The organism is Bacteroides sedimenti (assembly GCF_040365225.1).
Classification (GTDB): domain Bacteria; phylum Bacteroidota; class Bacteroidia; order Bacteroidales; family Bacteroidaceae; genus Bacteroides; species Bacteroides sedimenti.
Window position 1 is genome coordinate 601,229 of sequence record NZ_AP028055.1, and the last position, 25,990, is coordinate 627,218.

The 25,990-nt window shown below is 37.1% G+C and carries 19 protein-coding genes and 2 pseudogenes; 9 read left to right on the forward strand and 12 right to left on the reverse strand.

The annotated features are described in order from the left end of the window. The first annotated feature begins 6 nt into the window (after positions 1-6). From ABWU87_RS02260 to ABWU87_RS02280, 5 genes and pseudogenes are all read left to right on the forward strand, one after another. Positions 7-525, forward strand: coding sequence for a hypothetical protein (locus tag ABWU87_RS02260; protein ID WP_353332896.1), 519 nt, complete (start codon positions 7-9; stop codon positions 523-525). Positions 526-591: 66 nt separating this feature from the next. Next, positions 592-723, forward strand: a pseudogene (locus ABWU87_RS02265) (IS3 family transposase); the annotation flags it as partial. A gap of 367 nt (positions 724-1,090) precedes the next feature. After that, positions 1,091-1,591: a hypothetical protein gene (locus ABWU87_RS02270; protein ID WP_353332898.1), complete on the forward strand. Its 501-nt coding sequence runs from the start codon at positions 1,091-1,093 to the stop codon at positions 1,589-1,591. 349 nt (positions 1,592-1,940) lie between these two features. Then, positions 1,941-2,462, forward strand: a complete 522-nt coding sequence (locus tag ABWU87_RS02275) for a hypothetical protein (RefSeq protein ID WP_353332900.1) — start codon at positions 1,941-1,943, stop codon at positions 2,460-2,462. 522 nt (positions 2,463-2,984) lie between these two features. Continuing rightward, positions 2,985-3,404, forward strand: coding sequence for a hypothetical protein (locus ABWU87_RS02280; RefSeq protein ID WP_353332902.1), 420 nt, complete (start codon positions 2,985-2,987; stop codon positions 3,402-3,404). Positions 3,405-3,713: 309 nt separating this feature from the next. Here the strand turns inward: ABWU87_RS02280 and ABWU87_RS02285 are convergent. From ABWU87_RS02285 to ABWU87_RS02300, 4 genes and pseudogenes are all read right to left on the reverse strand, one after another. Then, positions 3,714-5,495 (reverse strand): annotated as a pseudogene (locus ABWU87_RS02285) (glycoside hydrolase family 9 protein); the annotation flags it as partial. Then, positions 5,495-6,256, reverse strand: a complete 762-nt coding sequence (locus ABWU87_RS02290) for a sugar isomerase domain-containing protein (RefSeq protein ID WP_353332906.1) — start codon at positions 6,254-6,256, stop codon at positions 5,495-5,497. The gene ABWU87_RS02290 and the pseudogene ABWU87_RS02285, both read right to left, overlap by 1 nt. A gap of 11 nt (positions 6,257-6,267) precedes the next feature. Beyond that, positions 6,268-7,431: an MFS transporter gene (locus ABWU87_RS02295; protein WP_353332908.1), complete on the reverse strand. Its 1,164-nt coding sequence runs from the start codon at positions 7,429-7,431 to the stop codon at positions 6,268-6,270. Further along, positions 7,415-8,386 carry an ROK family protein gene (locus tag ABWU87_RS02300; protein WP_353332910.1) on the reverse strand — a complete coding sequence of 324 codons (972 nt, stop codon included), beginning with the start codon at positions 8,384-8,386 and terminating at the stop codon, positions 7,415-7,417. Before ABWU87_RS02300 ends, ABWU87_RS02295 begins: the two co-directional genes overlap by 17 nt. Before the next feature lie 319 nt (positions 8,387-8,705). On the opposite strand from ABWU87_RS02300, the gene ABWU87_RS02305 reads away from it, so the two are divergent. Then, the gene (locus ABWU87_RS02305; RefSeq protein ID WP_353332912.1) at positions 8,706-9,464 is read left to right on the forward strand and encodes a creatininase family protein; all 759 of its coding nucleotides are present in this window, start codon (positions 8,706-8,708) and stop codon (positions 9,462-9,464) included. 117 nt (positions 9,465-9,581) lie between these two features. Here ABWU87_RS02305 and ABWU87_RS02310 read toward each other — a convergent pair whose 3' ends face one another. From ABWU87_RS02310 to ABWU87_RS02320, 3 genes are all read right to left on the reverse strand, one after another. After that, positions 9,582-10,049, reverse strand: coding sequence for a nucleoside deaminase (locus tag ABWU87_RS02310; RefSeq protein ID WP_353332914.1), 468 nt, complete (start codon positions 10,047-10,049; stop codon positions 9,582-9,584). Positions 10,050-10,160: 111 nt separating this feature from the next. After that, on the reverse strand, positions 10,161-11,246 hold the full coding sequence (locus ABWU87_RS02315; RefSeq protein WP_353332916.1) for a DUF4421 domain-containing protein: 1,086 nt from the start codon (positions 11,244-11,246) through the stop codon (positions 10,161-10,163). A gap of 23 nt (positions 11,247-11,269) precedes the next feature. Then, positions 11,270-12,244: a Gfo/Idh/MocA family protein gene (locus tag ABWU87_RS02320; RefSeq protein WP_353332918.1), complete on the reverse strand. Its 975-nt coding sequence runs from the start codon at positions 12,242-12,244 to the stop codon at positions 11,270-11,272. A gap of 120 nt (positions 12,245-12,364) precedes the next feature. Between ABWU87_RS02320 and ABWU87_RS02325 the strand changes: the two genes are divergently transcribed. Next, entirely contained in the window at positions 12,365-13,279 is a 915-nt protein-coding gene (locus tag ABWU87_RS02325) for a hypothetical protein (protein ID WP_353332920.1), read from the forward strand. Here ABWU87_RS02325 and ABWU87_RS02330 read toward each other — a convergent pair. The 5 genes from ABWU87_RS02330 to ABWU87_RS02350 form a co-directional block, all read right to left on the reverse strand. Beyond that, positions 13,267-14,082, reverse strand: a complete 816-nt coding sequence (locus ABWU87_RS02330) for a transporter substrate-binding domain-containing protein (protein ID WP_353332922.1) — start codon at positions 14,080-14,082, stop codon at positions 13,267-13,269. The genes ABWU87_RS02325 and ABWU87_RS02330 overlap by 13 nt on opposite strands. A 4-nt stretch (positions 14,083-14,086) precedes the next feature. Further along, complete coding sequence (locus tag ABWU87_RS02335; RefSeq protein ID WP_353332924.1) at positions 14,087-16,120, reverse strand: putative porin; 2,034 nt, start codon at positions 16,118-16,120, stop codon at positions 14,087-14,089. An 88-nt stretch (positions 16,121-16,208) separates the two neighbouring features. Further along, positions 16,209-18,518 carry a family 65 glycosyl hydrolase domain-containing protein gene (locus ABWU87_RS02340; protein WP_353332926.1) on the reverse strand — a complete coding sequence of 770 codons (2,310 nt, stop codon included), beginning with the start codon at positions 18,516-18,518 and terminating at the stop codon, positions 16,209-16,211. A 203-nt stretch (positions 18,519-18,721) separates the two neighbouring features. After that, positions 18,722-20,050, reverse strand: a complete 1,329-nt coding sequence (locus ABWU87_RS02345; RefSeq protein WP_353332928.1) for an MFS transporter — start codon at positions 20,048-20,050, stop codon at positions 18,722-18,724. Positions 20,051-20,103: 53 nt separating this feature from the next. Then, on the reverse strand, positions 20,104-21,123 hold the full coding sequence (locus ABWU87_RS02350; RefSeq protein ID WP_353332930.1) for a LacI family DNA-binding transcriptional regulator: 1,020 nt from the start codon (positions 21,121-21,123) through the stop codon (positions 20,104-20,106). 282 nt (positions 21,124-21,405) lie between these two features. Here ABWU87_RS02350 and ABWU87_RS02355 point away from each other — a divergent pair, with 282 nt between their 5' ends. Together ABWU87_RS02355 and ABWU87_RS02360 are read left to right on the forward strand one after the other, a co-directional pair. Continuing rightward, positions 21,406-24,384, forward strand: coding sequence for a SusC/RagA family TonB-linked outer membrane protein (locus tag ABWU87_RS02355; protein ID WP_353332932.1), 2,979 nt, complete (start codon positions 21,406-21,408; stop codon positions 24,382-24,384). A gap of 20 nt (positions 24,385-24,404) precedes the next feature. Continuing rightward, complete coding sequence (locus tag ABWU87_RS02360; RefSeq protein ID WP_353332934.1) at positions 24,405-25,955, forward strand: RagB/SusD family nutrient uptake outer membrane protein; 1,551 nt, start codon at positions 24,405-24,407, stop codon at positions 25,953-25,955. Positions 25,956-25,990 lie beyond the last annotated feature (35 nt).

Genomic DNA, 25,990 nt, shown 5'->3' on the forward strand with positions numbered 1-25,990 from the left:
AATGATATGAGAGTTCTTATGCCTATTTTGATGTTACTAATTCTGACTTCTTGTCATAATTCATCAAATAAAAAAATGAATAATAGTTTTGTTAAAAACAAACAATTGTTTGCGGTTATTGATAATGAGATTAAAAATAGTATTACAAAGAAAATAATAATGTTGTTTTTCACTACCGCTAATGATACGAATTATATTCTTACAGCTTCAACTAATTATCCACCAGTACCTGTTTTAAGAAAAGAAGATAAAATAAACGAAAAATTTAAGTCGTTTGATATACCCTTTTATAAATATAGAGGTTTTTACATTATATTAAGTTCAATGGATTTTAAATTAGATATAAATAATTTTTTATTCACTGATAGTTTGAAATATAATTTGCAAGAAATCAATAATTTACATCCAAAAACGGATAAGGAATTATGTAACTCAATAAGACGTCCTATTTATAATGTTTATTATATTAATTCAGAATATGATATAATTTACTTGGGAAAGAGAAAAGATTGGATATGGAATTGATAACTTAGCGCGGACACAGAGTTAAGTATAGAATCTTAATTTTGTGATACGAAAAAAGAGAGAACACATTATGACAAGTTATTTAAGAAGAATGTTGTCAAGTTGAGTTCTGAACGGAAGAATGTATCAGAATTAGATAGTGAGCTTGGGATAAGTTCGATGCTACTTTACCGATTGCGTAAGGAATATGAGTCATAAGGTGCCTTGAGTTTCTCCAGCAACGGGATTCAGGCTTTAAGTAATGAAGCCAAAGAGCTTGCAGATTTGAAAAAGAAGCTGCAGAAAGCGGAAACAGAGCGTGATATTTTAAAAAGGATTTGAGTATCATCTCCAAGAGCGATCGCTGATTTTCCAGTTTATACGGGATTATAATTCTGGAAGTTGGGCGATTGAGGTGATGTAGGAAGTATTAAAAGTATCTCGTAATTCTTATTATGCTTGGTTAAAGGATCCGGAAGGAACTAGGGCTCACAAGTATAAAAAGCTTGAAAGTTAAGTGTATGTAATCCAGGTCAGAATACTTATAATCAATATAATAACAAAAGAATATTAATAAAATAAATCGATGAAAATAGGGCCAATAGCATTGTTGCTTATATTATTGTTTACAAGTGGATGTGCTCATATAGCTAAATCGAAAAATGTTATAGGGGACAATATTTTGTCAATGGAGCTCTCAAGAATAATTATCAATAATGAAAAAGTTGATTCGCTGATAGCCATTGTAATTAGTAATAATCAGAATTATTTGAATGCTAAGAATTGCTTTTTGTTAATAGAAAAGATAAAAGGTGATAATGATACAAATTATGTAAATATCATGATTTATGAGAGAGCAAAATTTGTTTTAAACTGCTCTAGTAATGAATATCCAATTCTGGGCTATTTTGAAGTAAATAATCAAACTGTTTTGATTGTTGGAAATTTGCAATTTGATAAAATGCTAATATTAGACGAAAAGAAAATATTTACTTTTAAATGTAATATAACTAGTAAAAAAAAGGTAGTTCCACCACCACCATCAATGTATAATCCACCTTTTTATACTTTCCCATATGAAGAATGAGAAAACCTATAAATCAGAAATCCTATATATAGCAGCATATTAAATAAACGTCCCACGACATGAAGAATTACCACATTTTCGTGGGACGATTTCTATAAAGAGAAGCTTAGCAGACGGCTATTTTCTCAGTTCTATCTCTTGTTTAGCACCGTCAGTTTGCAATGACGAGTTTACATATAACGGAAATCAGTTTTAAAAGATTCATGAAACCAATGGATCTTCAAATATATATGGAGTTAAAGAATACAGCAATTTGTCAGACCTTGAAACTGAATTTTTCTATGATGTAAATGACAAAAGAACAAAAACGTTTAATAAATAGCTTTTATCCATTAAAATAGATTGAAGTATGAAAAAAATACCATTGATTATTTTTCTATCATTGATTTTTATAAGTAGTGCAAGTCAAGACGAATATCCGATTAGGAATGTATACTTAAATAAAGATGTTGTATTTAAATTAAATGTAAATGATACGATAAAGGGATTTGCCTATTTTATTTGTACCTTTACTATAAATAAAAGTGTATTGAGTGTATCTAAAATAAAAGTCGAAGATGTTATTCTTAAAAAAACATTAAACTATCATTATCAAACAAAAGAAAGATCTTTGTTTGATAATGATATAAAAAAAGATTCAGCAGATCATTGGGGTCTTGTTGAGAGTAAAGAAAAATTGGAAGAAATCAATCTTATAAATCGAATACGTTTTTTAATAGATTCAACCCTAATTAATAATAAAGACAAAATTAAATTTAGTTATGATACATTAAGTATTCAATGTTATGAAAATAGTAAATATAAGATGCAGAAAAGATCTATAATTCTATTCAAAGTTGCGCCTTTAAAAAATATCGGGAGCGTAAAATAAACTGTGTCATGCTTTCTTTTTCATAAATGTCTAGTCCTAATATAGTGTTACATAAAACGAAGTAAAGTTATGAGTAGTTTAAGAGTAGGTCTTGTTAAGCATATTCAAAGGTACTTTCAAATAATTGTTTGGTTGGAAATGTAGGATATTATTTATATTTTTAATGAGAACCCATAAATCAAAAAATCTTATATATAAAAACACATTAGGTATAAATAGTAAAAAAAGTAGCGTTGTTTAACAACTGCTCCAATAAACTAATTGATAGCATTGTTTAAAATATAATTGATTTTAATAATGCTTTACAATCATTTAAAAAGAGGTCGATTTTTAATGATAATAAAATATATAATGATTTGCCTTAAATAGTAAAAAAGGTGAATTTACTAAACTCATTTTATCCATTAATTAAGTAATAATTGCATGAAGTTCAAATTTTTACAGAAATACCATCAAAACAGTTATTATTTATGTAAATGGTGCAGGTAATGTAACAGGTGTAAAACGTTAAGAAATTGAATTATGAAAAAAATAATATTCATATTGCTGTTGCTAAATGCTTTCTGCATAGTAAAAGTAAATTCTTGTAATAAAGATTGTGACGTAAATATTGACTCGTTATTCAAGAAGAATCTTTCTTCAATGAAAAAAATGACGAGAGGTTCATCAAAGGATGTGTTAGTAAAAGAAAGAGATAATGTTGAATTCCTATGGGCAATCTCACTTTTATCAGGTCAAAATTTTGCGTCATACCCAGGTAATACTGTTGTAAATGCTAAAATAATATTAGCAATAGAGAGTTGGTATAAGAAAAAGAAAAAGTATATCACATGTGATAAAATTAAAAAAGCATATTCATTTTTATATCCTCCTCCGTTTAGGAATATAGAAGAATTAAATAAGTATTTTGATGAATTGGATCAAGTGGAAATAAAAGAATAATTAGCAAGTTTGTGCTTTTGCTCGACTAAAACTGAATAGATAGAACTCCCGTTGGTCTGTGTAAAAGCGACCGGTGGGAGTTTTTTTCGATAATGCTTAAAGAACGTTGGGGTGACAAGGTTCAAGGCGGGATTATTTTGCGGATAAAGCATATTCGGATAAAGTTTGCATGTCTTGAGTTGATACTAAATAGAGATATCAGCAGCATATTACAAAAATCGTCCCACGACATGTAGAATTATCACATTGTCGTGGGACGATTTTTATAAATAGAAGCTTCGCAAACGGCTATTTTCTCAGTTCCATCTCTTGTTTAGCCCCGTCGGCCTGTAATGACGAGAAAGGGTAGGTGAGGCTTGCCGTTCCGTCCATTGTGGGTTCGTTGGACGAATAGTCGCCTACACAATCGTGATAAACCATTTCGTCGGGCTGGAATTGGTCGTACGTTTCTCCGTCTGTGAGAACCACTCCTCGCAGACTTTTGAAGATATTCTGATAAACCGGACCATCTACCAGTCCTCCGGTAGGATTGCCGCCTCCCATGGCTGTAATAGCTGCATGAGGTTTGGAAGGGAAATCTCCATTCTTGGGGAAATCAATAATCATGCTAGTTCCCCATGGATTGCATCCCAGCAGCCAGTCCACCAGAGACGATTCCATTTCTTCGTAACGTAAGTCACCGGTCAGTTCACGGTACAACCGACATTGCGTAATCATGGCAGTAACCAGATTATTGGAACACCAAATAAATGGTACACCCACCAGGAAAGGCGAATCTTTTCCTTTCTGGTACACATTCTCAATTCCGGTACGCAGTTTCCTTATGAATTCCTTGCTTACCCTTGCATCACCATCGATATTAGCCAGCAAGTAATGCCCCATATTCATAAAGGGATACCATTGATAATGGCGTGCGCTGTCGGCTCCCATCCACGGTGTAACAGGCTCTTTCCGTCCATATTCCAGGGCTGCACTCAGGTATTTCTTGTCTTTGGTCACTTTGTAAAGCTGTGCGCTGGCAAGCTCCATGTCGTCGGTCCAGTTTTCTTCTTCGTAGATATAAGGCGATTTAACCGAAGCGGTCTGACAATTCCCCGGGTTGGCAGCACCAAACTGCCATGCATTATCGGCTTTTGCTCCAATTTGTCGGGCAAACTCGGGATAGAAAGGTTTCAATATTTCCGCTCCGAGTGAAAAGCACGATGCAAATTTTCCGGCTGTTGATGCTATGCCGGTGGTTGCATTGGTGAATGGGCCACGTACCTGTGGTTTCCCGGTGCAAAAGTATACCGGACGACCCAGTCCCGGTCCGTATCCATAGTCCACTTTATCCTCCGTTGGCTTGCGGAAGTTGGCATGGTCGCGGTCGTCGGCAATCTGATTATACATTTCTCCTTTGTCCGGATTCATCCGGTTAAGCCAGTCGAGCCCCCATTTAATTTCATCCACAATGTCCGGAATTCCGTTGGCTCCAGGCAATCCGGCTGCATCATGCTCGTCCTTGAACGATTTTGGGTTTTGCTGATATGCAAACATCATCTGGTAGATGGCGTTGGCCGAGGTGGTGGTATATTGCAGATAATCCGAAGCGTCGTGCCATCCGCCACGCACATCAATCTTCTGTCCTGTTTTAGTAGGGTGATAAACAATGTATCCGTCGTGTACATGGCAGCTGTCTTTCAGGAACGGATTATATCCGCATCGCTGAAACCGCATGTAGTTGAGCAGAACGTCGGCTGTTCCGTCGTAAATTCTGGTACCGATGGGGAAGACGGGCGATTTGTATTTGCCGCATTTCAGGTAATAATTCCCTGTAGACTGGAATGTGCTGAAATCCAGCCGGAACACACTCTTCATCTTTCCGAATTTGGGCACCTCTTTTACTGAGCTGAATCGTTTCACAATCTTTCCGTTGGTCGCATCGACCAATGAAAAATCGCCCAAACGACTTTTTTCATCGCTCATAAAAACCGCCACCTTCTTCGATTTGGGCAGATATCCCACCTGATTTATTCTTATCCATGCCTCAGCCTGAGCCGAAAGTGCTGAAATAAGGCAGCACAGCGTAATAAAATACTTCGTTTTCTTCATTATAACACCTTTACACGTTTTTTGTACTCTGAAATGGCTTCGTCCAGTCTCTCACGGGCAGTAGTATCACCCGGAATGTTATGCGACGGGTGAATGTGAAGTTTTACTCCCCGGCTTTCTAGTATCTCGGCAACAGTTGTAATTGTCATCCATACCATGGTAACAAACCCAAGGGTGGAAAGTGGACCCACTTTGTCATAATGATGTTTCAATGGAACGGATGCATCTTCCAATGGAACGCACGAGTCAACAACTACATCGGCTATCTCAAACAGAGTCTTGCCACAGGAGTGGCGGGTAGTTTTTCCTGCTGATGCACCTGCAGAACCGAATACTATCACTTTCATTCCTCTCTTTTGAGCTTCGAGTGCCATATCGATATTTACGGCATTGATACCGGTATGCGAAAAAATCCACATGGTATCTTGTGGAACAAAATCGTAGTTCTTCATAATTTCCACACCGTATCCCTCTTCTCTTTCAAGAAAAAGGAATTGATGGATGCCCATCTGACCGATAATCTGGGTAAAGAAGGTGAGTGGCATTTCACACAGTGGGTGAAAACCAACGAAACTACCGATGCGTGGATACATCTCTTCAACAGGAATTGTAGCATGACCGCATCCAAATGTATGAACCCAGCGTCCAGCTTCAATTGAATCGGCCATCAAAGTCGCCGCTTTCTTAATGTTTTCCAATTGGGTTGCTTCAATTCTGTCCATTGCAGCGTGCGCATTTTTTAACCATTCTAGTGCCAACATAATATAAAATTTTAAAGATGAATATTAGCCTTCCTTTTCGAATAGGTGAAAAGGAAAAGCATAATTGTTAATGATGTAATCGCGATAAACGGGTAGCAGGCAATTCCCACTGCTCCCGAAAGTAATCCTACCAGATTGTTCAGCAGATTGTTTCCTATAAGTGCCACGGTGAGGGCAATGCTGAAGGCCGTTCCCGACAGTTCCGAAAAAGCGGAACCAATAATCCCTAGAATAATAGGAAAGGTAGACGATAGTCCGACTCCGATGCAAATCATTCCGAAAAAGGCCCTCCAGTATGAAGGACTGATAAGTAAAAGAAATCCGAAAATAGCCAGTGATAAACTACTTATCAGAATGGTTTTTGCAGTTGTCTTCTTGAGAAGCCAAATCAGAATTAACCTTGTAATGGTTAAACCTGCCACCATTCCGATGATTGTGAGCATGGCGTCCGATTTACTGATTACCGTACTACTGGTAAGATAAAGGGCTGTCCAGTTGTTGCTTATCCCTTCAATGCCACTCTGAAAGAAAAGAATAAAGGCCAGAAGAACCAGCGTCTTGTTTTTGAGCAACCTAAGACTCTCCTTTATTGGAAATCCGCTTGATTGCTTGGCTATTGGGTATTTTATGGATGAGCAGTAGATGATAAGTAATAACATCAATCCGCCTAATGCAGCAAGGATATTTTCGTGTGAATAATAATGAGTAAGAAAACTCAGCAATACCGGTATGCCCAGGGCACCTATTCCATAGAATGCTCCTAGCAGACTGAGGTGTGCCTGCTTTTTGCTGTTGTCATATATATCAGAAACCAGCGCATTGGTTTCTCCGTTCAAAATTCCACCTCCGAAACCGATGCACAAAATAGAAACCTGCAGCAGCTCCACGCTTTTCAGAAAAGCAATCCCTTCTAACCCTATTAGAACAAGAAGGCAGCTAACATTGAGTAATGTTTTATATCCATAACGGTCCATAACCGGTCCAAAAAGAAGGGAACCGGCAAGCATGCCAATAGGCAGAAAGGCTACCAATGAAGTGGCCTGGATAGGTGTAAGCGACAACCTTTCTGTAAGTACAGGCAGCATGGCACCCAGCACGATCATGGCAATTCCGAAGAAACACATGCCGATGCAGGCAGAAACAAAGACTTGTTTGGTGTTATAACTGTTTTTCATCTTCCTTATTTTTAATGGCTAAATAGGCTGCTCCGATTAGTCCGGCATTTCCCGAGAGTTGAGAAGGAACGTATTCTACCTGCCGGATGCTGATAGGTTGTGCCCATTTACGTGACTCTTTGTATATGTCCGGAATGAATTTTGCGGCTGGACCAAAGACACCGCCACCCCATATTATTTTTTGCGGATTGAATATGCTCACCATGTTTGCCGAAGCCATTCCCCACATTTCAATTGCTTTCTTAATTACCTGTTCAGCTATCGGGTCTCCTTCGTCAAGTGCTGCAAACACATCTTGTGCAGTAACCCTTACAATAGGCTTTTGTCTTAACTTTCCTTTGTATGTTTTCGAACGGTATATCTCGTCTTTTGCCCGAGCGCCTATGCCACTACCTGAAGCATAATATTCAAAACAGCCGCAACTGTCGTATTCCGGCAGGTAGGGTGGTTGCAAAGCCATCCACCCACAAGCACCCACAATATCGTTGGCTCCGTGAAACAGACGCCCATCCATCATAATTCCCATTCCTATTCCGGTGCCAACCGCAATAAAAATGGCACTGTGACAATCCTTTGCACTTCCTTGCCACAGTTCTCCATAGAGATAGCAGGTGCGGTCACTGTCAATATACAGCCCGATGGCAGGATCTTGAATGCAACTCCTTAATTGTTCATGCAATGGATAATCTTCCCATCCCGGAATATTGGGTGCCCATACCCTTCCCGTTTGAGAATAGGCAATTCCAGGAACACATACCCCAACACTGTCTATTTGGATCCGTTTGGATGAGGCTGTAGCCAGTAGTCTTTTCAGTGAATGCGCTGCCAGTTCGCCCACTTCACTACCGATTCTGCCACTTAATAAGTTTTTGCGGTGATATAGCATCTCGCCTTCTGGAGTAAAGATAGCTGATGATATTTTAGTGCCGCCTATGTCAATTGCAATCGACGCCATAATTGGATAGATTTAAGGTAATGTTCTATTCGCAAATATAGGCTTATGTTTGAATATATCAAACTAAACAGACCTTTACTTAGCTATTATTATGTATAAAATATGTTTGCGAACATTAATAAATGTGTTGTATTTCATCGCATGAATTGATTTATATTTTGTATACAATTGATATATACTGAAATATTTTTTGTTTGGAAATCTATTTCTTATTGTTGGTTAATGAATATTCACATTTCTGTTTATTGTTTAAATATAATCACATTTAGTTGATAAATGTGTATCTTTGTATTTTGTTAAGAACATAAAAATGTATAGTATGAATAAAGAAATAGATCTTTCGGTAAGCTGCTATGGGGCAGTTAAAGATTTGCATTACGATGTGGCCATTCTTCCCTGGGGAGCAACTGAACCACATAATTATCATCTGCCTTATCTTACAGATTGTATAGCACCTAAAGAAATTGCAGTAATGGCAGCAGAACTGGCTCTAAAAGAGTCTGGGGTTCGTTGCATGGTGATGCCGCCTATATCTTTGGGCTCGCAAAATCCGGGACAGATTGGACTGAGCTTTTGTATCCATGCCCGTTATGAAACTCAGTTTGCAATACTGACTGACGTGGTTGCTTCACTCCGGGCTCAAGGAATGAATAAACTGATTATTTTCAGTGGTCATGGAGGGAATAATTTTAAAAACATGATTCGTGATTTGGCTTTTACTTATCCTGATTTCTTGATTGTGCAGTCGGACTGGTTCACAATTTTACCTGCAAAAGAATATTTTGAAGCTGTTATCGATGATCATGCTGGTGAGTTGGAAACATCGGTAATGATGCATCTTCATCCGGAACTCGTAGATTTGAGCATTGCCGGGAAAGGAGAATCGCAGCCTTTTGCCATCGCTGCTCTCAACGACAAAATTGGTTGGACTCCAAGACACTGGAATCGTGCTACCAAAGATACAGGAGTAGGTAACCCGGAAAAAGCTACTGCAGCTAAAGGTGAGAGATATGTAAATGATTTGGTACCTGTAATAGCTCGTTTGTTTGCAGAAGTAGGAAAGGGTGAGCTTTATTAAATAAAATAATAACAGAATGGAGTAAGCTGATTCTCCATTCTGAAAGTCAAAGCCTGTAAATAGCTTTAATCATAAAATCCATTTCCAACTGATGCTGTCGATTGGAAATGGATTTTATTAATATTCAATCTTCTCGTTATTATTGCTCCATGCCTCAAAAGCTTTTAGTGCTTCGTTGCGTAGTAATTGTTCCGATTGCAATTTCCTTTCTGTTAGTTTCAACTCCAGTTCATCATAGATAAAAGAATCGTCAAAGCCAATATTCATAGCATCTGTCTTGGTATTTGCATAATACATCTTATCCAGTCTGGCCCAATAAATAGCTCCAAGACACATGGGGCAGGGTTCGCAGGAAGTATAAATCTCACAACCGCTAAGATTGAAAGTTCCTAGCTTTTTTGCTGCGGCACGAATGGCACATACTTCTGCATGAGCAGTTGGATCGCAAGAATCGGTTACTCTGTTTACACCTGTGGCTACAATTTTTCCTCCTTTTACAATAACTGCTCCAAAAGGTCCTCCTCCATTTTCAATATTTTCGATAGAAAGCTCAATGGCTTTTCGCATGAATTCTTCTTTTTTCATACTGCATACGATTTTTTGTTAGTATAGACGTAAATTAAAGCTGTTATTAAATTAAATTTCTCTATTTGTAAACCTCTAATAATATAAAAGATGTAAGACTCCTTTTGTTCGTTACTTGTCTCTATATTGTTTTTTCTTTCCAAAATTAAATCCGGCATAAACTCGGATGGTACCGAAACTGTTGTTTAGATAGAAATTTTTAGTTCTATAGTCGTATGTGTGCATTACCAGCGATGCTCCGGCAAAATACTTGGAGTTGTTATAAACTATACCGGCACGTGTGATCAAATCGAAGTTGATGTTGTTTAGTGTAGGAAAACTTTTTTCTTCCTGGTCAATTTTCGATTTTTTATAAGCTACAGCCGGTGTCAATGAGAGATCCGCCAGCCAGTTTTTTGCAAAGACCCAATTATAGGCATAACCGAAACTGAGGCTGTAGTCGGAATAGTTTATTTCATTAAATTTCAATGCATCACTCAGTTTGGCAAGAACCGGCTCAGGCAGTTTAGTGTGGTCAAAATGAATCTCATGTTGTGAATAAGAGAAACCTGCAATGAAAGAGCCTGCGCTTTTGCGCTGATTGCTTGACTGACTGTAAGCAGCCGGGTAAGAGAATTTTTTGTTATTAAAGACCCAATAGGCATTCAGACCTTTGATGTCGACGTTAAATCCGCTTATATCTATATTATAATCAGGAATTTGCCCATCTTCAAAAATTCCGCTTGTACTGCGCAGTTTGAAATCGCTTCCACTTTTACGAAAATAGATATCTCCTCCAATCATCGGGCTGTAGAGGCTTAGCCCAAACTCTGTTTTTTTCTTTGAATATTTTCTGTTTCCAATAAGATCATTGATATTTATAGACCATCCAAGGAATATCCATCTCCAACCGAAATAACCTCCAAGTTTATAACTCATGTTGGGCGCAATGTTCAATCTCTGCGGTGTATCTTCGTTGCTGCTGAACAAGTAATATTCGTACCAGTTGCTGTTTTCAAGCATGAATGCGTAGTTGTATTTATTGGGCTCCACATAGCTTGTGTCAGTTGCTCCGATGTTGTGTATTACAGTGTATATGTTTTCTTTTGCCTTGTCGCTCAAATCTTTACCTTTCTGCAACAAAGTAGACTTATCATTTTGCGCCGGCAAAAGGATTGAAGTTAGAATCAGGCAATAGAAGACAAACACCCTTTTCATTAAAACGATCTTTAAGTATGAAATTATAATTTTCCAAGAATTTTATCCATCACCCAGTTGGTTGGTGTGGCACTGATTCCATCACAAGTACAAATAGTCTTTCCTTGTAGGTGATGAATTACATTCTCAATTAAGTTGTATTGAATATGTTCTGGGTTTTCAAGCTTGAATTCCTCTCGTCCTTTCTCTGTATGAAGAGCAATCGGCTCGAATGTAAAAGTGGAAAAACAAATCATTCCTTTGTCACCAATAACTTCAATGCGATCTTCTTTGGCTGAATTGTGCGCTACGAAGCACCATGAACCCGAACCAACTAAGCCCGAATCGAATTTGAAACAGGCACTTACAGTATCTTCTGCAGGGTAAAGTCCTCCACGATTGCTTTTACACCCTTGAGCTTCAAGAATAAATCCGAAAATGTCCTGTAAAATGTCAAGTTGATGAGAGGCAAGGTCGTAAAAATAACCACCTCCTGCAATGTCCGGTTGAACTCGCCAGGGTAGGTTCTCTTTATTGTAATCGAGGTCGTAAGGAGGCTGTGCAAAACGAATCTGAACATTGATTACATTTCCTATGGCACCTTGTTCAATCAGCTCTTTTACTTTCATAAAATAGGGTAGATATCGGCGATAATACGCAACAAAACAGGGAACACCTGTTTCCTGAGATATTCGGTTAATACGGGTGCACTCCTCATAACTGCTGGCCATTGGCTTTTCAATGTACACAGGCTTGCCCGCTTTCATTGCCATGATTGCATAAGTAGCATGAGAAGAGGGTGGGGTAGCGATATAAACAGCATCTACTTCGGGATCTTCAATCAACTTCATCGGATCGGTGTACCATTTCTTAATCCCTCTTGATTCTGCATAGTTTTTGGCTTTCTCTGCGTCTCGGCTCATTACTGCAACGACTGTTGATCCTTCAACTTTTTTGAATGCCGGACCGCTTTTCTTCTCAGTTACTTTACCACAGCCAATAAATCCCCATCTGATCATATTTCTTTTTCCTCTTTATTTTTCTTATAACAAAAATTACTATTTATGAGATTGCAAATATATTGTTTTTAATTACTTTTGCCATAAGAAATTTAGAATAAACTGATAAAAATACAATATATGGCTACTCAGACAACAAAAATAATATTTTATAAGACCAGAAGCATTGCCGGACGCTTTGCTGCTGCATTCGATTTTATTGAGAATAACTTCAAAATAATTGTCAAATATGGATCGCTGATATTAGTGTTGACAGCACTGCTTAATGCACTACTACTGGCTATAAGTGGAAACTCCGTTTTAAAATATTTTCAATTCGGTTTTTCGACTCAGGGCTCAATTAAGCTTTTGTTAATTATAGCCGGAATTACATTTATTTATCTAGCAGGCAATATCCTTTTTAATGGAATTATTTATACGTTGGTGAAGGAATACCCTCAACGTGATTCTCTTGAGAGAATTCAGTTTAAGGAAATAAAGAACAAGATAATTTTAAATAGTAAACGTTTTCTGATGATAAACGTGGTATTTATTTTATTTGGCATTCTTTTTTCCATTCTTTTAATAGGAATGTTTATGCTTTCTGTATGGACATTATTGCTGTTTATCCCTCTGATAATATTTATTTTTATTCCATTTGCTTATACTCAACAGATATTCATGTTTGAAGAAATCAATGTGGTGAAAGCTTTGAAAAAAGGGCTCCGTATGGGTTGGTACAACTGGTCTGGAACTTTTTTCCTTCTTCTGCTGGCATGCATTTTTACTCAGATTATTTCGATGGTTGTCTTCACACCCTGGCAGGTAGGAATGTATGTGCAATCTCTTTCTTTTATCTCTGTTTTAGATGGAAATGCGCCTAATCTTCCATCTTATTTCGGCATACTGATGTTTGTTTTTTTTGTTGTAGGTTTCTTTATTGCTTCTCTGGCACAGTTAATACCATCTGTTTCAATGATGTTTCAGTATTTTAGCGCAACACAAAAAACAATAGAAAATGAGGCAGAGAAAGCAGAGATTAATCAGTCCTTGTAATATCTCTTGTATATTTGTTTATACTCCGGACTCTTGGTGAACTTTTTCAACCAAGCGTTGAGGCTATCAAGTAAGATGGGGGATTTCTTACTTACACCCCATGAGTAGAATTGCGTGAAACTGATATCTGTCTTGATATCCAGATTTGGGAATGAGTCTATCGAAGCCAAGGCTATACTTTCATCACAAACTGCATAATTGATATCACCATAGGCAACCATGGCTAACAACTGCTCTGAACCATATTTCTCAACCTCTTTTATGTAGATCGGATCTCCGATTTCATTGCTCAGATTCCTAATGCGGAGAATAGAAGGGGAACCTTTTACAACATGGAGAACCTTGAAAGCCAGATCAAGCTGGCTTTTGATATATTGAGGGTTCTTTGCATCTTTTTTCCGTTGTACCAATACTTGTTTGCTTAATAGAATAGGCGAGGTTAGCAAGAGTGAGTCTTTTTGTTCACTGGTAACAAGCATGTTGTAAGCGATTATATCATATTTCCCATCAGAAAGATCCTTTAACCGTTTATCAAAACTCATTTCGGGCGTTATTTCTAAACGTAACTTTTGCGATTTGGAAAAAGCTTTTATCAATTCGTACTGAAATCCAGAAATAGAATCTCCTTCAACAAAGTAACTTAGAGAGTTATATTCGGTAACAACACGAAGAACTCCTGATTGTTTAATCTCGGCATAATCTCTCGGTGTGGATTTTGTAGGCCCGTTATGATTGAAATAAAGAGCAATAAGAATAGTAATAATGATTAAAATCAGAAATTTTAAATTCTTTTTTATTTGCATATGACTAATCATAGAAGTTCCAGGAAATACCAAGCTTAAATATACGAGGGTTGATTGGATAATGAGGTACATAGAAAGAATTTCCTCCCGAACCCTGGTTTACATGATAGAGCATTGCAAAGATGCGTGTACGTTTAAGATGCAGATTGGCATATAAGTTAACTATAGGATAACCACCTATTTCAACACTTTTAGCTGCATCTTGCAAATTGAAATTCCCAATTGCCGGAGTATAAACCGGAGCCATATATTTTGTGAAATAGCGCACATCAGCACCAAGTTGCACGCTCAGAACTTTCTTTGAAATTTTAGTTTCCAGATATAAGTTATGATATAATGAAAAGTCCGGAAGTGGCAGAACTGTACTATTTGAAGTTTTTTGATAGGAAACCTCATTGTCTAAATGAAGAATGCCTGCTTTGAAATTTTGACTCAAGACAGCACTTATAATTTGGATGTTGCCGTTATATTGTTCGGGTACTGCTTTGCTGTTGAAATAGGTGTAATTTTTTATATTTTCCACCCCAACTTTTAGATTCGTTTCCCATCTTTTGACTGAGAATTCCCCTTCCATGCGTGTTTTAAACTCTTTAGACAGATCATCATTATCCCACCAGAAATGGTTGGAATGATAATGACGAAGATAAAAAGCCGGCAATGTGTTAGAAATGGTTCCTCGGGCGATGAAAGTCACAGTGTCTTTCTTAAAACGGAAGTTTAAATCCATATTTCCTTTTAGCCGGAATTGTCCGATGCTTTCTTTCAATATACCAACTTCTCCTGTTGCTGAGTAATGAAGTAATTTCCCACTTTTTCTGGATAGTTCGCCTCCGGCATAAACTTCATTTTCAGTGTACTTATTCACTGAAACTGAATCTTTGTCCATTAATTTATATTGACGTATTTCATGAGAGATAAATCCGGTAAGTCCAGCCTGTGCATATTTGTTGAAGCCTTCGAGCAAAGCAATGGCAAAAGTGTTTTTTATTGACGAATAGCTTGTTGAGTCTTTAGAAGAAAGAGCATTTTTATTTATATATATGTTTTCGTAGAAGTCCTTATTTTCAGAGAGTGAAAGATACTTTCTACGGGCACTTTCGTATTTTACAGTGTGTATAAAGCTGGTGACAGGTACAAATTCCTTCTCTTTTTGCTTTTTCTCATTTTCTTTTTCTCTATTGAATCCAAGATTGTAGCGGTGGGTCAGGAAGATGTATGAATCATGGTTCCTGTTCCATGTATCAGTAAAGAGGGTTGGAATATTAACTGGCTCATATTTTTTTTTGCCTTCACTCATTGCCAGAGGATTGGTAATATATCTGTCATCAGTAATTCCTCCGTTTTCTACCATTTTAGTAAAGAAATTGTTATAAAGCAAATGGGCCTGATAGTGACTTCCAAGATAGCTGCCAAAAAGACTTCCGTTAAAATGGGCTGTTGACTGATTTGAGTAGAAACCTCTACCGTATTGATAATCAATGTTGAACCCGAAAGCCATACGCTTATTTACGTTAACAGAGAAGTAACTTTTAAAACGTTCTTCACCATCTACACTTGATCCGGATTTGAAATATGTGAGATTAGTATAGGGTAAACGAGAATTTGAAAATTTAAATTCTTGTGGCTTCACAAAGAAGCTTGAATAAGGGTCAATGAAAAGATATTGAGAGAAATCAGAGCGCTCGAAATAAATCCTTGACATGGAAGGTGAACCCAGATTTCCAAGATGATTTTTGTGCCCTGTGACTCCTTCTACCAGGTTCTGGTTCTGAAAGTGATGAAAGGCTGTATCAGCAGGTATCAACTGAATATTACCCAAACGTTCATCAACAGTCCACATGTAGAGTTTCGGATCGATTGATGCTGAGTTGACTTTTGTACTGTCTTGATGCTCTTCATTATTCTGACCATTTCTGTTATCAGAAGTATTTCTATTGTTCATCCTGTTCGGAGAACCTGGCATCTCTCTGTATTGTGCATGAAGAGATGTCTGAGAAAGAACTGTGAATAGTATATATATAAATGTGATCCTTTTCATAATTAGGCGCAAATATACACAAAAAACAATTCATAAAGGAAATTTGCCAGACAGGTTCTTTTAAAAGTTCTCTCTTTTTGTTATTTACTTATTTTAGCGGGATTGTTAAGAAACCATTCCTTTTGATTGTATAATTCTGATCCAAGACTTGTATGTCAATATCAACTTCTGCCAAATTGTTTACAATGATCTCTTCCTTTGCAATTTTGATCAGTAGAAAATATCCGTTAAAATTGACCTTAAAGGAATAGGATTTCCATTTTTGAGGGATGAGTGGGTCGAATGACACTTTCCCGTTTTTGAGTTTAATTCCGGCAAACCCTTCCACCAAGGCAAGCCAGCTGCCTGGCATGCTGGTGATATGCAGCCCTTCTTTCAGGTCATTATTATAATCGTCTAAATCAAGACGTGTAGCCTTCAGGAAAAGGTCATAAGCTTTTTCAATATCACCTATTCGTGCAGCCAGAATAGAGTGTACAAAATATGACAGAGATGATTCGTGTAATGTACGTGGCTCGTAAAACTTAAAGTTTTTCTTTACAGTACTTCGGCTGAAGTTGTTACCGTACAGATATATCCCCAATAAAACATCACTTTGTTTAATGAAACATGAACGTAGAATTCGGTCCCACGACCAATGTTGACTGATAGGACGTTCTGCGGGATTAATATCTGCAACGACATTTAATTCCTTATCAAGATAACCGTCTTGCTGAACGAATATTCCAGTTTCTTTATCTTCAGGAAAAAACATGTTCTCAATGATATCTTTCCATCTTTTGGTTTCCTCTGGTTCAAAATTTGTTTTTGCAATTATCCTTTGATATTCTGTCGGATATTCTTTCTGAACCAGTTTCAGGTAATGGAGAGTTGATTTTAAATTTTGTACGCAACTATAATTGGTATACCAGTTGTTGTCTACATTGTTTTCATATTCATTGGGTCCCGTGACTCCAAGGATAACATATTTTTGTTTAGGAGTGGAGAAACTCACACGTTGACTCCAGAATCGCGAAATTCCAATAAGAACCTCAAGTCCGTATTTGGCAACATAATCTGTTTTGCCTGTGTAATTTGTATATAAATCGATGGTATAGGCAATAATACCATTTCGATGAATTTCTTCAAAAGTTATTTCCCATTCATTATGGCACTCATTTCCATCCATTGTTACCATAGGGTAGAGTGCTGCTCCATTTAAAAATCCAAGTTTTTCTGCATTTTCGATTGCTTTAGGCAGATGGTTATACCGATACAGCAACAGATTTACAGCTAATTTTTCTGAACCGGATAACAGATAGTAAGGTATACAGCATAATTCGGTATTCCATTGAGTGTTCCCTCCATATTTTTCACCGGTAAATCCTTTAGCTCCAATGTTCAAACTTGGATTGTCTCCCTTGTAGTTTTGGCGTATCTGGAATATATTAAATCGGATTGCTTGCTGAACTTCATCATCTCCCTCAATTTTTACGTCCATTATATCCCAGATTTTACTCCATTCTTTGCGTTGCTCTTCCAGGAGATTTTCCCATCCCGTAGATTTAGCTTTTTGAGCCTCACTAACAGACTGTTCAACTAGCTTTTTTCTGTCACAATATAATGAGGAGACAATAGAAGTGTATTTAATTAAAGATAATCTTTCACCAGGTTTTACATCACTACCTACACTGAAGCCAACCAGCTTTTCTTTCTCAATTCTGATAGGTCGACTAGTAATTTCTTTGCTGTTTTTAAATAACTGATAAGTGGTAGCACAACAAACTTGTGAATCTTCACGTTTAGTCTGAGCCCATAACAATGCATATTCTCGGGTTGTTTCTGCTAGAATAATGTTCCACATCTTTTCATTAAAATTGGAACTTTCATGTACCACATCTCCATTGATATAGGGCAGAAGAGAAATCTTACCTTCGTAATTTACGGAAGTTACGCTGTATTTTATTAAACAAAGATTCAGTTGAGTCATGCTATAAAAGCGTTCAACATGTATTTGTAATGTATATCCTTTAGGTGATGTTACGGTAAATGTCCTTTCTGAGATGCCATCTCTCATAGAAAGTTTGCGGTCAAACTGATCTACATCCCACAGTTCCAGATCAAGTTCTTCATCTATTAATCTGAGATTAATTCCACTCCAGTAAGGAGCATTAGGCATGCGTGAAAAATAGCGGGGATATCCGTTTTTCCACCATCCAACACGAGTGCGGTCTTGAAAATAAATACCAGCTATGTAAGAGCCCTGGAGAGTATCGCCGGTGTATTTTTCCTCAAAATTTCCACGTTGTCCTATTCTACCATTACCAATACTGAATATGCTTTCAGATGCTCTTTGGTCTTTAACGTGAAAGCCTTCTTCAATGATATTCCATTCGTCAGTTTTAAGGTATTTTTTCATCCTGCTTTATATTCGTGCCCACTTTTGTGATGCGTGTTTTTATTACTTTTTCGCTTCAAAACGTTCAATAGCTCTGATATAAACCATGTCTCTATACTTATCATGGCTAAAATCTGCACGCCTTTTAGGCCTTGCAACAAGTTAATTGATAATAAACTTGTTGCAAGGTAATAATAAATATTTAAAAAAACACGCTCTGAATACTAATTTTCTGCAGAATTGAGTTTATGTTTTGGCAAAGTTTCTTTAATAATCCAGACACATGCGGCACCGATAATCAGGAAGCAACCTGCCAAAACAAGCATGTTTACCTGTTTCCCTCCAACAACACGTAACAATATTCCCCCAACCAGAGCAGCACAAATTTGTGGAATACAGATGGTGCCATTAAATAATCCGAGGTATGCTCCCATGTTTTTTCCTGAAATGGAATTAGTTAATATTGTAAATGGCATTGCCAGCATAGCTGCCCATGCAAAGCCGATTAGGAAATAAGCTGCAAACAATATATATTGATTATGCATGAATTGAGTAGAGATAAAACCAAGGCCACCTAAGAGTAAACTGAATGAATAAGCAAATTTTCGAGATTTAAACATAGGTAATACAACCGCCCAACAAACTGACCCGATTGCTTGTATAGCGAATAGCACGCCAACCCAGTTTCCTGCCTCCTGATATTCAGCAGTTGCTGTATTAGTCGTTCCCCATACATTGTCGGCTATTGCCCCGTTGGTATATGTCCACATATACATGAATGCAGCCCAAGAGAAGAATTGTACCAAGCCTACAGTCCAGAATACTTTAGGAGCATGAATTAATAAAGAAATAAAATCGGTTTTCTCCTTCTTTTCTGCAGCAGTGATTCCGTGAAACTCTTCAAATTCTTTAGGAGGCATTTCTTTAACCTTGATTGTGGTATAGATAACACATAAAATTAATATTGCAGCACCAATGTAAAATGAATAAATCACTGAGTCAGGAACCAGTCCCTTTTCTGCAATATTACTGATTCCGAAGAACGTAAAAATAAACGGGAACATGTATCCTACAAGACTTCCGGCATTGCAAAGAAAGCTTTGAATTGAATAAGCAAGTCCTTTTTGTTTTTCATTTACAAAATCACCAACCATCATTTTAAAAGGCTGCATGGCCATATTAATGGAGGTATCCAGAAACATCAAAGCTATTATACCAAATAGCATTGCATTAAATATTTTAGTGAAGCTACCGGCATTTGGTAGAAGACACATAATAATGACAGCTATCAGAGAACCGACGAAAAGATAAGGTATCCGTCGACCGAAACGAGTCCAGGTCTTATCGCTTGCTGAGCCAATAATTGGTTGTACAATAATTCCTGCCAAAGGAGGAAGAATCCAAAAGTAACTCAGATTATGTGGATCGGCCCCCAATGTAGCAAATATACGACTGATGTTTGCACTTTGAAGTGCATATGCAATTTGAACACCAAAAAATCCGAAACTAATATTCCATAGTTTCCAAAAGCTTAGATCTGGTTTTGTTTTCATATTTTGTTAATGGCATTTATTATTTTAATTTGCTGTTTTGATTACTTATTCAATTATTTAGTTGTTCCTCTTACAATAAGGTTAGTCTTGACGATTTTATTTCCGCTTCTTTTTTCTTCCGGGTTTTTATTCTCAAGCTTTTCTATTAAGAGGTTAATAGCACTCTCACCAACTTCTTTACCGTGCTGTTCTACAGTTGTGAGTTTGGGATCGGTAGTTTGTGCAATAATTCCATCAGAGAATCCGCAGATGGAAATTTCTTCGGGAACTTTCAACTCTGCCAGTTTGCATGAATATAAGATCCCCGATGCTGTTTCATCGTTGATAGCAAAAAAACCATCAGGACGATCCGGAGATTCCAGTATATCCGGAGTGATAGCAATTGCTTGTTCTCTAGTATCGCATATTTTTATCATACTGTCGTCAACCGGAATTTTATATTTTCTCATAGCATCCAAATATCCGTTTCTTCTGTTTTTGGAGATTTCCAAGTGAAGTGGAGCACTGTAAAACAAGATTCGCTTACATCCGGTTTGAATCATATATTCCACTGCGGAAAAGGCTCCTGCATAATCATCAACAACAACACGTTCCGTATTAATCCCGGTGCAGATTCGATCGTAAAATACTATAGGGATATTGTTATCTAGCAATTCCTGATAGTGTTCATAATGTGAGGTATCTTTGGCCAAGGATGTAATAACACCACATACACGTGCTGCAAGAAATGAATGAACGATCTTTACCTCACGTTCATATTCTTCGTTGGACTGGGCGATAATAATATTATATCCGGCTTTTGAAGCCACCTCTTCAATTCCATCAAGTACACAAGAAAAAAAATGATGAATAAATTGTGGAATGATTACCCCGATAGTGTTAGAACGACTGGTTCTTAAGTTAAAAGCAAGCTCATTAGGCTTATAGTTATGCTCTCGTGCGAACTTATTTATAATGTTTCTTGTTTCTTCACTAATATCAGGGTTGTTTTTTAAGGCCCTCGATACTGTTGATGGAGAGACATTCAAAGCCTTGGCAATATCTTTAATTGTGATTTGAGGTTTATAATTCATAGTTATATTTCTTAAGCTTTGGTCCAAGGTTATTATTAGATGATTATCTCATTACAAAAATAGAATAATTGTCCTGGATTGTTTTTAGGAGTTAATTAATAGAGATGTATTTGGAATGCAAACGATTGCAAGGCAAAAGTAGCTAATTCAACGCTTAACTGAATCAACCAACAGTTAATAAATTCTATTTTTGTTGCATTACTGATATGAAATGTTAAATTCATTTCAATTCTTCAGAGAGAATCTATTATTATAATATTGTTAACTTTAATTTTTAAATGCATGAAGCAAGTTAATCTTAAATTCGTGAAGACAATTCTACCTATATTGATGGGGTTGTTCTTGTCGATGAGTGTCTTTGCACAGCAGATCAACATTACGGGAACTGTAAAAGATGCAAAAGGCGAGCCTATTATTGGTGCAAATGTTGCTGTTAAGGGTACGACTAATGGGACAATTACCGATTTAGATGGCGTTTTTCATCTAAAAGTTCCGCAAAATTCTATTATTACCTTTTCTTTTATAGGTTACAAAGCTATAGAAATGAAAGCTGCAGCTAACATGTCAGTTGTATTGGAAGAGGAAGCCGTGATGCTTGCTGGAACAGTTGTTATTGGTTATGGAACGGTAAAGAAGAATGATCTTACCGGGTCTGTGACAGCTATCAAGCCAGATAAACTAAACCGCGGTTTGACAACAAATGCCCAGGATATGATGATCGGTAAGATTGCCGGTGTAAACGTAACGTCCAACGGTGGAACTCCAGGAGGTGGCGCAACTATTCGTATTCGTGGGGGATCTTCTCTTTCTGCAAGTAATGATCCGCTAATTGTAATTGATGGTATGGCTTTGGATAATGAAGGAATTAAAGGTGTATCGAATCAATTGAGTACTATTAATCCAAACGATATCGAAAGTTTTACAGTTCTTAAAGATGCATCAGCGACCGCTATATACGGTTCACGTGCATCTAATGGTGTTATCATAATCACGACCAAAAAAGGTTCTGCTGGAGCTCGTCCTGCAGTTTCTTATGATGGGAATGTATCTATGGGTATTAAAAGAAATATGATTGATGCTTTGAATGCTGCTGAATATACTAACTTGATTAAAGAAAGATATGGCGAAGGTAGTGATGCGGTTAAAGCTTTAGGCACTGCTGATACAGATTGGCAAAATGAAATATACCGTACAGCAATAAGCACAGATCATAACTTAACCATCTCAGGAGGCTTTAAAAATTTACCTTATCGTGCAACATTTGGCTATACTAACCAGAATGGTATCTTGAAAACATCTAATTTTGAACGTTATACAGCATCTTTCAACTTGAGTCCTTCATTTTTCAATGATCACTTAAAGATGAATTTGAATGCAAAAGGGATGATCGTTAAAAACCGTTTTGCAGATACTGGTGCAGTTGGAGCAGCTGTTCGCTTCGATCCGACTAAACCTGTTTTTGGAACCCCTTATCCGTACACAAATGCTGACCCAGATTACTTTGGAGGATATTTCCAATGGACTGGTAAAGATGGTGTTTGGAATAATCTTGCAACTACGAATCCCGTGGCTTTGCTAAATTTGAAACATGATACATCCAATGCAAGAGACTTTATTGGTAATGCAGAATTTGATTATAAGTTCTTCAATATTCCAGATCTGAGAGCTCATTTAAATTTAGGAATGGATATTTCAAAAGGACATCAGGATTTGTATCAGCCAGTTGTGTTTGCTGCGGATGCTCACCATGGACGTGAAGGTCGAGAATCACAATTTAAGTACAATAAATCTCTGAACTTTTATTTGCAATATGCAAAAGACCTTGACATTCATCATTTTGATGTTATGGGTGGTTATGAATGGCAACATTTTTTCAGAAGTGGCCATAGTAATTATGCAGGTGTTACAGAGAACTACAATCCTGAAAGCAAACGATATAAAACAGAAAGCTTTTTGGTCTCTTTCTTTGGTCGTGCTAATTATTCCTTGCTAGATAGATATTTAGTAACATTCACTCTTCGTGATGATGGAACATCACGTTTTGGGAAGAATAATAGATGGGGACTTTTCCCCTCCGCAGCTTTAGGATGGAAAATTAACGAAGAGCCATTTTTGAAGGATGTAAAAACAATAACAAACTTGAAACTTCGCTTAGGTTGGGGTATTACCGGACAACAGGATATTCAACAAGGTGATTATTCTTATATACCTCAATACATAATGAATATTGATGGAGCATATTATCCTCTGGGTGGTAATAGCGGAATAACTTCTCGTCCTGCTGGCGTGAATGAAGACCTAAAATGGGAAAAGACTACTACTTATAATGCCGGATTTGACTTTGGCCTTTTCAATGATCGAATTACAGGATCTATTGATGGTTATTATCGCCAAACAAAAGATTTATTAAATATGATTGATATTCCAGCTGGAACCAACTTTGTGAATCGTTTGTATTCTAATATCGGAACTTTAGAAAATAAAGGTGTTGAGTTCTCTATTACTGGCCGTATAATCGAACAAAAAGATCTTAGATGGGAGATGAATTACAATGTAACCTGGAATAAGAATAAGATTACCAAGTTAACAACAGGTGATTCTAGTGATGACGCAGTCTTTACTGGAAGTACAATTAGTTATGGTACAGGTGCTTATGTTTTGGCAAATGCTGTGGGTCATCCTGCTAACTCCTTCTATGTATATCAACAGGTTTATGATAAAAATGGTAAGCCAATTGAGAATACATTTGTAGACAGAAATGGAGATGGAACTGTAAATGCCAATGATTTGTATATTTATAAAAAAGCAGCTCCTGATGTAACAATGGGACTTTCGTCAAAATTAATCTGGAAAAGATGGGATTTCAACTTCACGCTGCGTGCTAATTTCAATAATTATGTTTATAATGACGTAGATTCCAATCTTTCTCCACTTGGAACATCTGCAATCTATGCAACTTCCGGATTCCTGGAAAATCGTCCTAAAAGTGCTTTAGTGACTAATTTTGCTGGTAAGGGTACGTGGTTCCTATCTGATTATTATGTGCAAAATGCAACATTCCTACGTTGTGACAACATTACATTGGGATATGCCTTTAATAAATTATTTGGTGTGCTCAACGGACGGGCATATGCAACTGTACAGAACCCGTTTGTGATTACAAACTATAAAGGATTGGATCCCGAACTTAACGGTGGAATTGACCGCAATCTATATCCTCGTCCTGTTACAAGCCTAGTTGGTTTGAGCCTTAATTTTTAATCATTTAAAACATTCAATTTATGAAAATTAGATATATCAAATCAATATTTGCCCTTGCAGCAATATCTCTTTGCTTTAGCTTGGGATCATGTACTGGCGATTTGGATGTAAAACCGATTGATCCGAATTCAGTTACTACATTTGAACAGGATGCAGTCTTTAATAAAGTTTATGCAACATTATCATTGACTGGACAACAAGGTCCTGCTGGTAATAGTGATATTTCCGGACTTGATGAAGGAACATACGGATTTCTTCGTCAAATGTGGAATTTTCAGGAGCTTTCTACTGATGAAGCTATCTGTGCATGGGGAGATACAGGTATCCCGGAATTTAACTTTGCGACATGGAATTCTTCAACAGCATTTATCTCCGGATTTTATAATAAATTAATGATAGGTGTTACACTAACCAACCGTTTCCTTGAGCTTACTGAAGGTAAAACAGATGATGTTTCTGTAAAGCAACGTGCTGAAACTCGCTTTATGCGTGCTTTGTACTACTATTATTTAATGGATTTATTTGGAAATCCATCATTTACTATAAAGGTTTCTAAGGATGCTCCTCAACAAATAAAGAGAGCTGATTTATTTAAATTCATTGAAACTGAGCTAAAAGAATGTTCTGTAGACATGTATGAAGCTCAAAAAGCGCCTTATGGACGTGCTGACCAAGTTGCTGCATGGCTCTTACTTTCTCGAATTTATCTGAATGCCCAGGTTTACACTGGTACACCTAAATGGTCAGAAGCAGCAGATTATTCTTATAAAGTAATTACTTCCGGATACACTCTATGCCCAGACTATCAACAATTATTTATGGCTGATAACAGCGGAGCTAAAGATCCTTATGGAAGTCCTTCAACAGTGAATAAGGCCACTAATGAGATTATCCTTCCTATTTTGACAGATGGAGTGAAAACAAAATCTTACTCAAATATGCAATTTATTATTGCTTCGACACACACTGCTGATATGCCAAACTGGGGTTCTACAGCAGGTTGGGGTGGAAACAGAGCACGTCCTGATTTGATTAATAAGTTTACCACAACAAATGATAAACGTTATCTTTTCTTTTCAGAAAACCGTACGAAAGATATTACAAACACTCAGACTTTCAAAGAAGGATATTCTGTAGAAAAATTCACAAATCTTCGTGCTGACGGTGGTCCTGTTCACAATGTGGAATATGTTGATACAGATTTCCCTTTGATGCGTGTTGCCGAAGCTTATCTGACTTATGCCGAAGCTGTTGTCCGTGGTGGTACGGTTAAAGGTATGACTGCTTTAGAAGCAATTAACGCCGTACGTACACGTGCCGGAATTAATCAGCTGAACTATTTGTCCTCTCCTGATCAGATTCTCGATGAGAAAGCTCGTGAGTTCTATTTTGAGGGACAACGTCGTACAGACCTTATTCGTTTTGGCTACTATACATCAGGTAGTTATGTTTGGCAATGGAAGGGAGGAATACAAGCTGGCACTGGAATAGCTTCAACTTACAATCTTTATCCAATTCCATCAGCTGATTTGAGTGCGAATGCTAATCTGGTACAGAACCCGGGTTATTAGTTTTAGTGTGAATTGATTTTTAATAATTGATAAAA

Bases quoted from the DNA above. Each gene is read 5' to 3' on its own strand.
- ABWU87_RS02260 (WP_353332896.1), top strand. From the start codon at position 7: ATGAGAGTTCTTATGCCTATTTTGATGTTACTAATTCTGACTTCTTGT.
- ABWU87_RS02270 (WP_353332898.1), top strand. From the start codon at position 1,091: ATGAAAATAGGGCCAATAGCATTGTTGCTTATATTATTGTTTACAAGT.
- ABWU87_RS02275 (WP_353332900.1), top strand. From the start codon at position 1,941: ATGAAAAAAATACCATTGATTATTTTTCTATCATTGATTTTTATAAGT.
- ABWU87_RS02280 (WP_353332902.1), top strand. From the start codon at position 2,985: ATGAAAAAAATAATATTCATATTGCTGTTGCTAAATGCTTTCTGCATA.
- ABWU87_RS02290 (WP_353332906.1), bottom strand. From the start codon at position 6,256: ATGTTGGCACTAGAATGGTTAAAAAATGCGCACGCTGCAATGGACAGA.
- ABWU87_RS02295 (WP_353332908.1), bottom strand. From the start codon at position 7,431: ATGAAAAACAGTTATAACACCAAACAAGTCTTTGTTTCTGCCTGCATC.
- ABWU87_RS02300 (WP_353332910.1), bottom strand. From the start codon at position 8,386: ATGGCGTCGATTGCAATTGACATAGGCGGCACTAAAATATCATCAGCT.
- ABWU87_RS02305 (WP_353332912.1), top strand. From the start codon at position 8,706: ATGAATAAAGAAATAGATCTTTCGGTAAGCTGCTATGGGGCAGTTAAA.
- ABWU87_RS02310 (WP_353332914.1), bottom strand. From the start codon at position 10,049: ATGAAAAAAGAAGAATTCATGCGAAAAGCCATTGAGCTTTCTATCGAA.
- ABWU87_RS02315 (WP_353332916.1), bottom strand. From the start codon at position 11,246: ATGAAAAGGGTGTTTGTCTTCTATTGCCTGATTCTAACTTCAATCCTT.
- ABWU87_RS02320 (WP_353332918.1), bottom strand. From the start codon at position 12,244: ATGATCAGATGGGGATTTATTGGCTGTGGTAAAGTAACTGAGAAGAAA.
- ABWU87_RS02325 (WP_353332920.1), top strand. From the start codon at position 12,365: ATGGCTACTCAGACAACAAAAATAATATTTTATAAGACCAGAAGCATT.
- ABWU87_RS02330 (WP_353332922.1), bottom strand. From the start codon at position 14,082: ATGCAAATAAAAAAGAATTTAAAATTTCTGATTTTAATCATTATTACT.
- ABWU87_RS02335 (WP_353332924.1), bottom strand. From the start codon at position 16,120: ATGAAAAGGATCACATTTATATATATACTATTCACAGTTCTTTCTCAG.
- ABWU87_RS02340 (WP_353332926.1), bottom strand. From the start codon at position 18,518: ATGAAAAAATACCTTAAAACTGACGAATGGAATATCATTGAAGAAGGC.
- ABWU87_RS02345 (WP_353332928.1), bottom strand. From the start codon at position 20,050: ATGAAAACAAAACCAGATCTAAGCTTTTGGAAACTATGGAATATTAGT.
- ABWU87_RS02350 (WP_353332930.1), bottom strand. From the start codon at position 21,123: ATGAATTATAAACCTCAAATCACAATTAAAGATATTGCCAAGGCTTTG.
- ABWU87_RS02355 (WP_353332932.1), top strand. From the start codon at position 21,406: ATGAAGCAAGTTAATCTTAAATTCGTGAAGACAATTCTACCTATATTG.
- ABWU87_RS02360 (WP_353332934.1), top strand. From the start codon at position 24,405: ATGAAAATTAGATATATCAAATCAATATTTGCCCTTGCAGCAATATCT.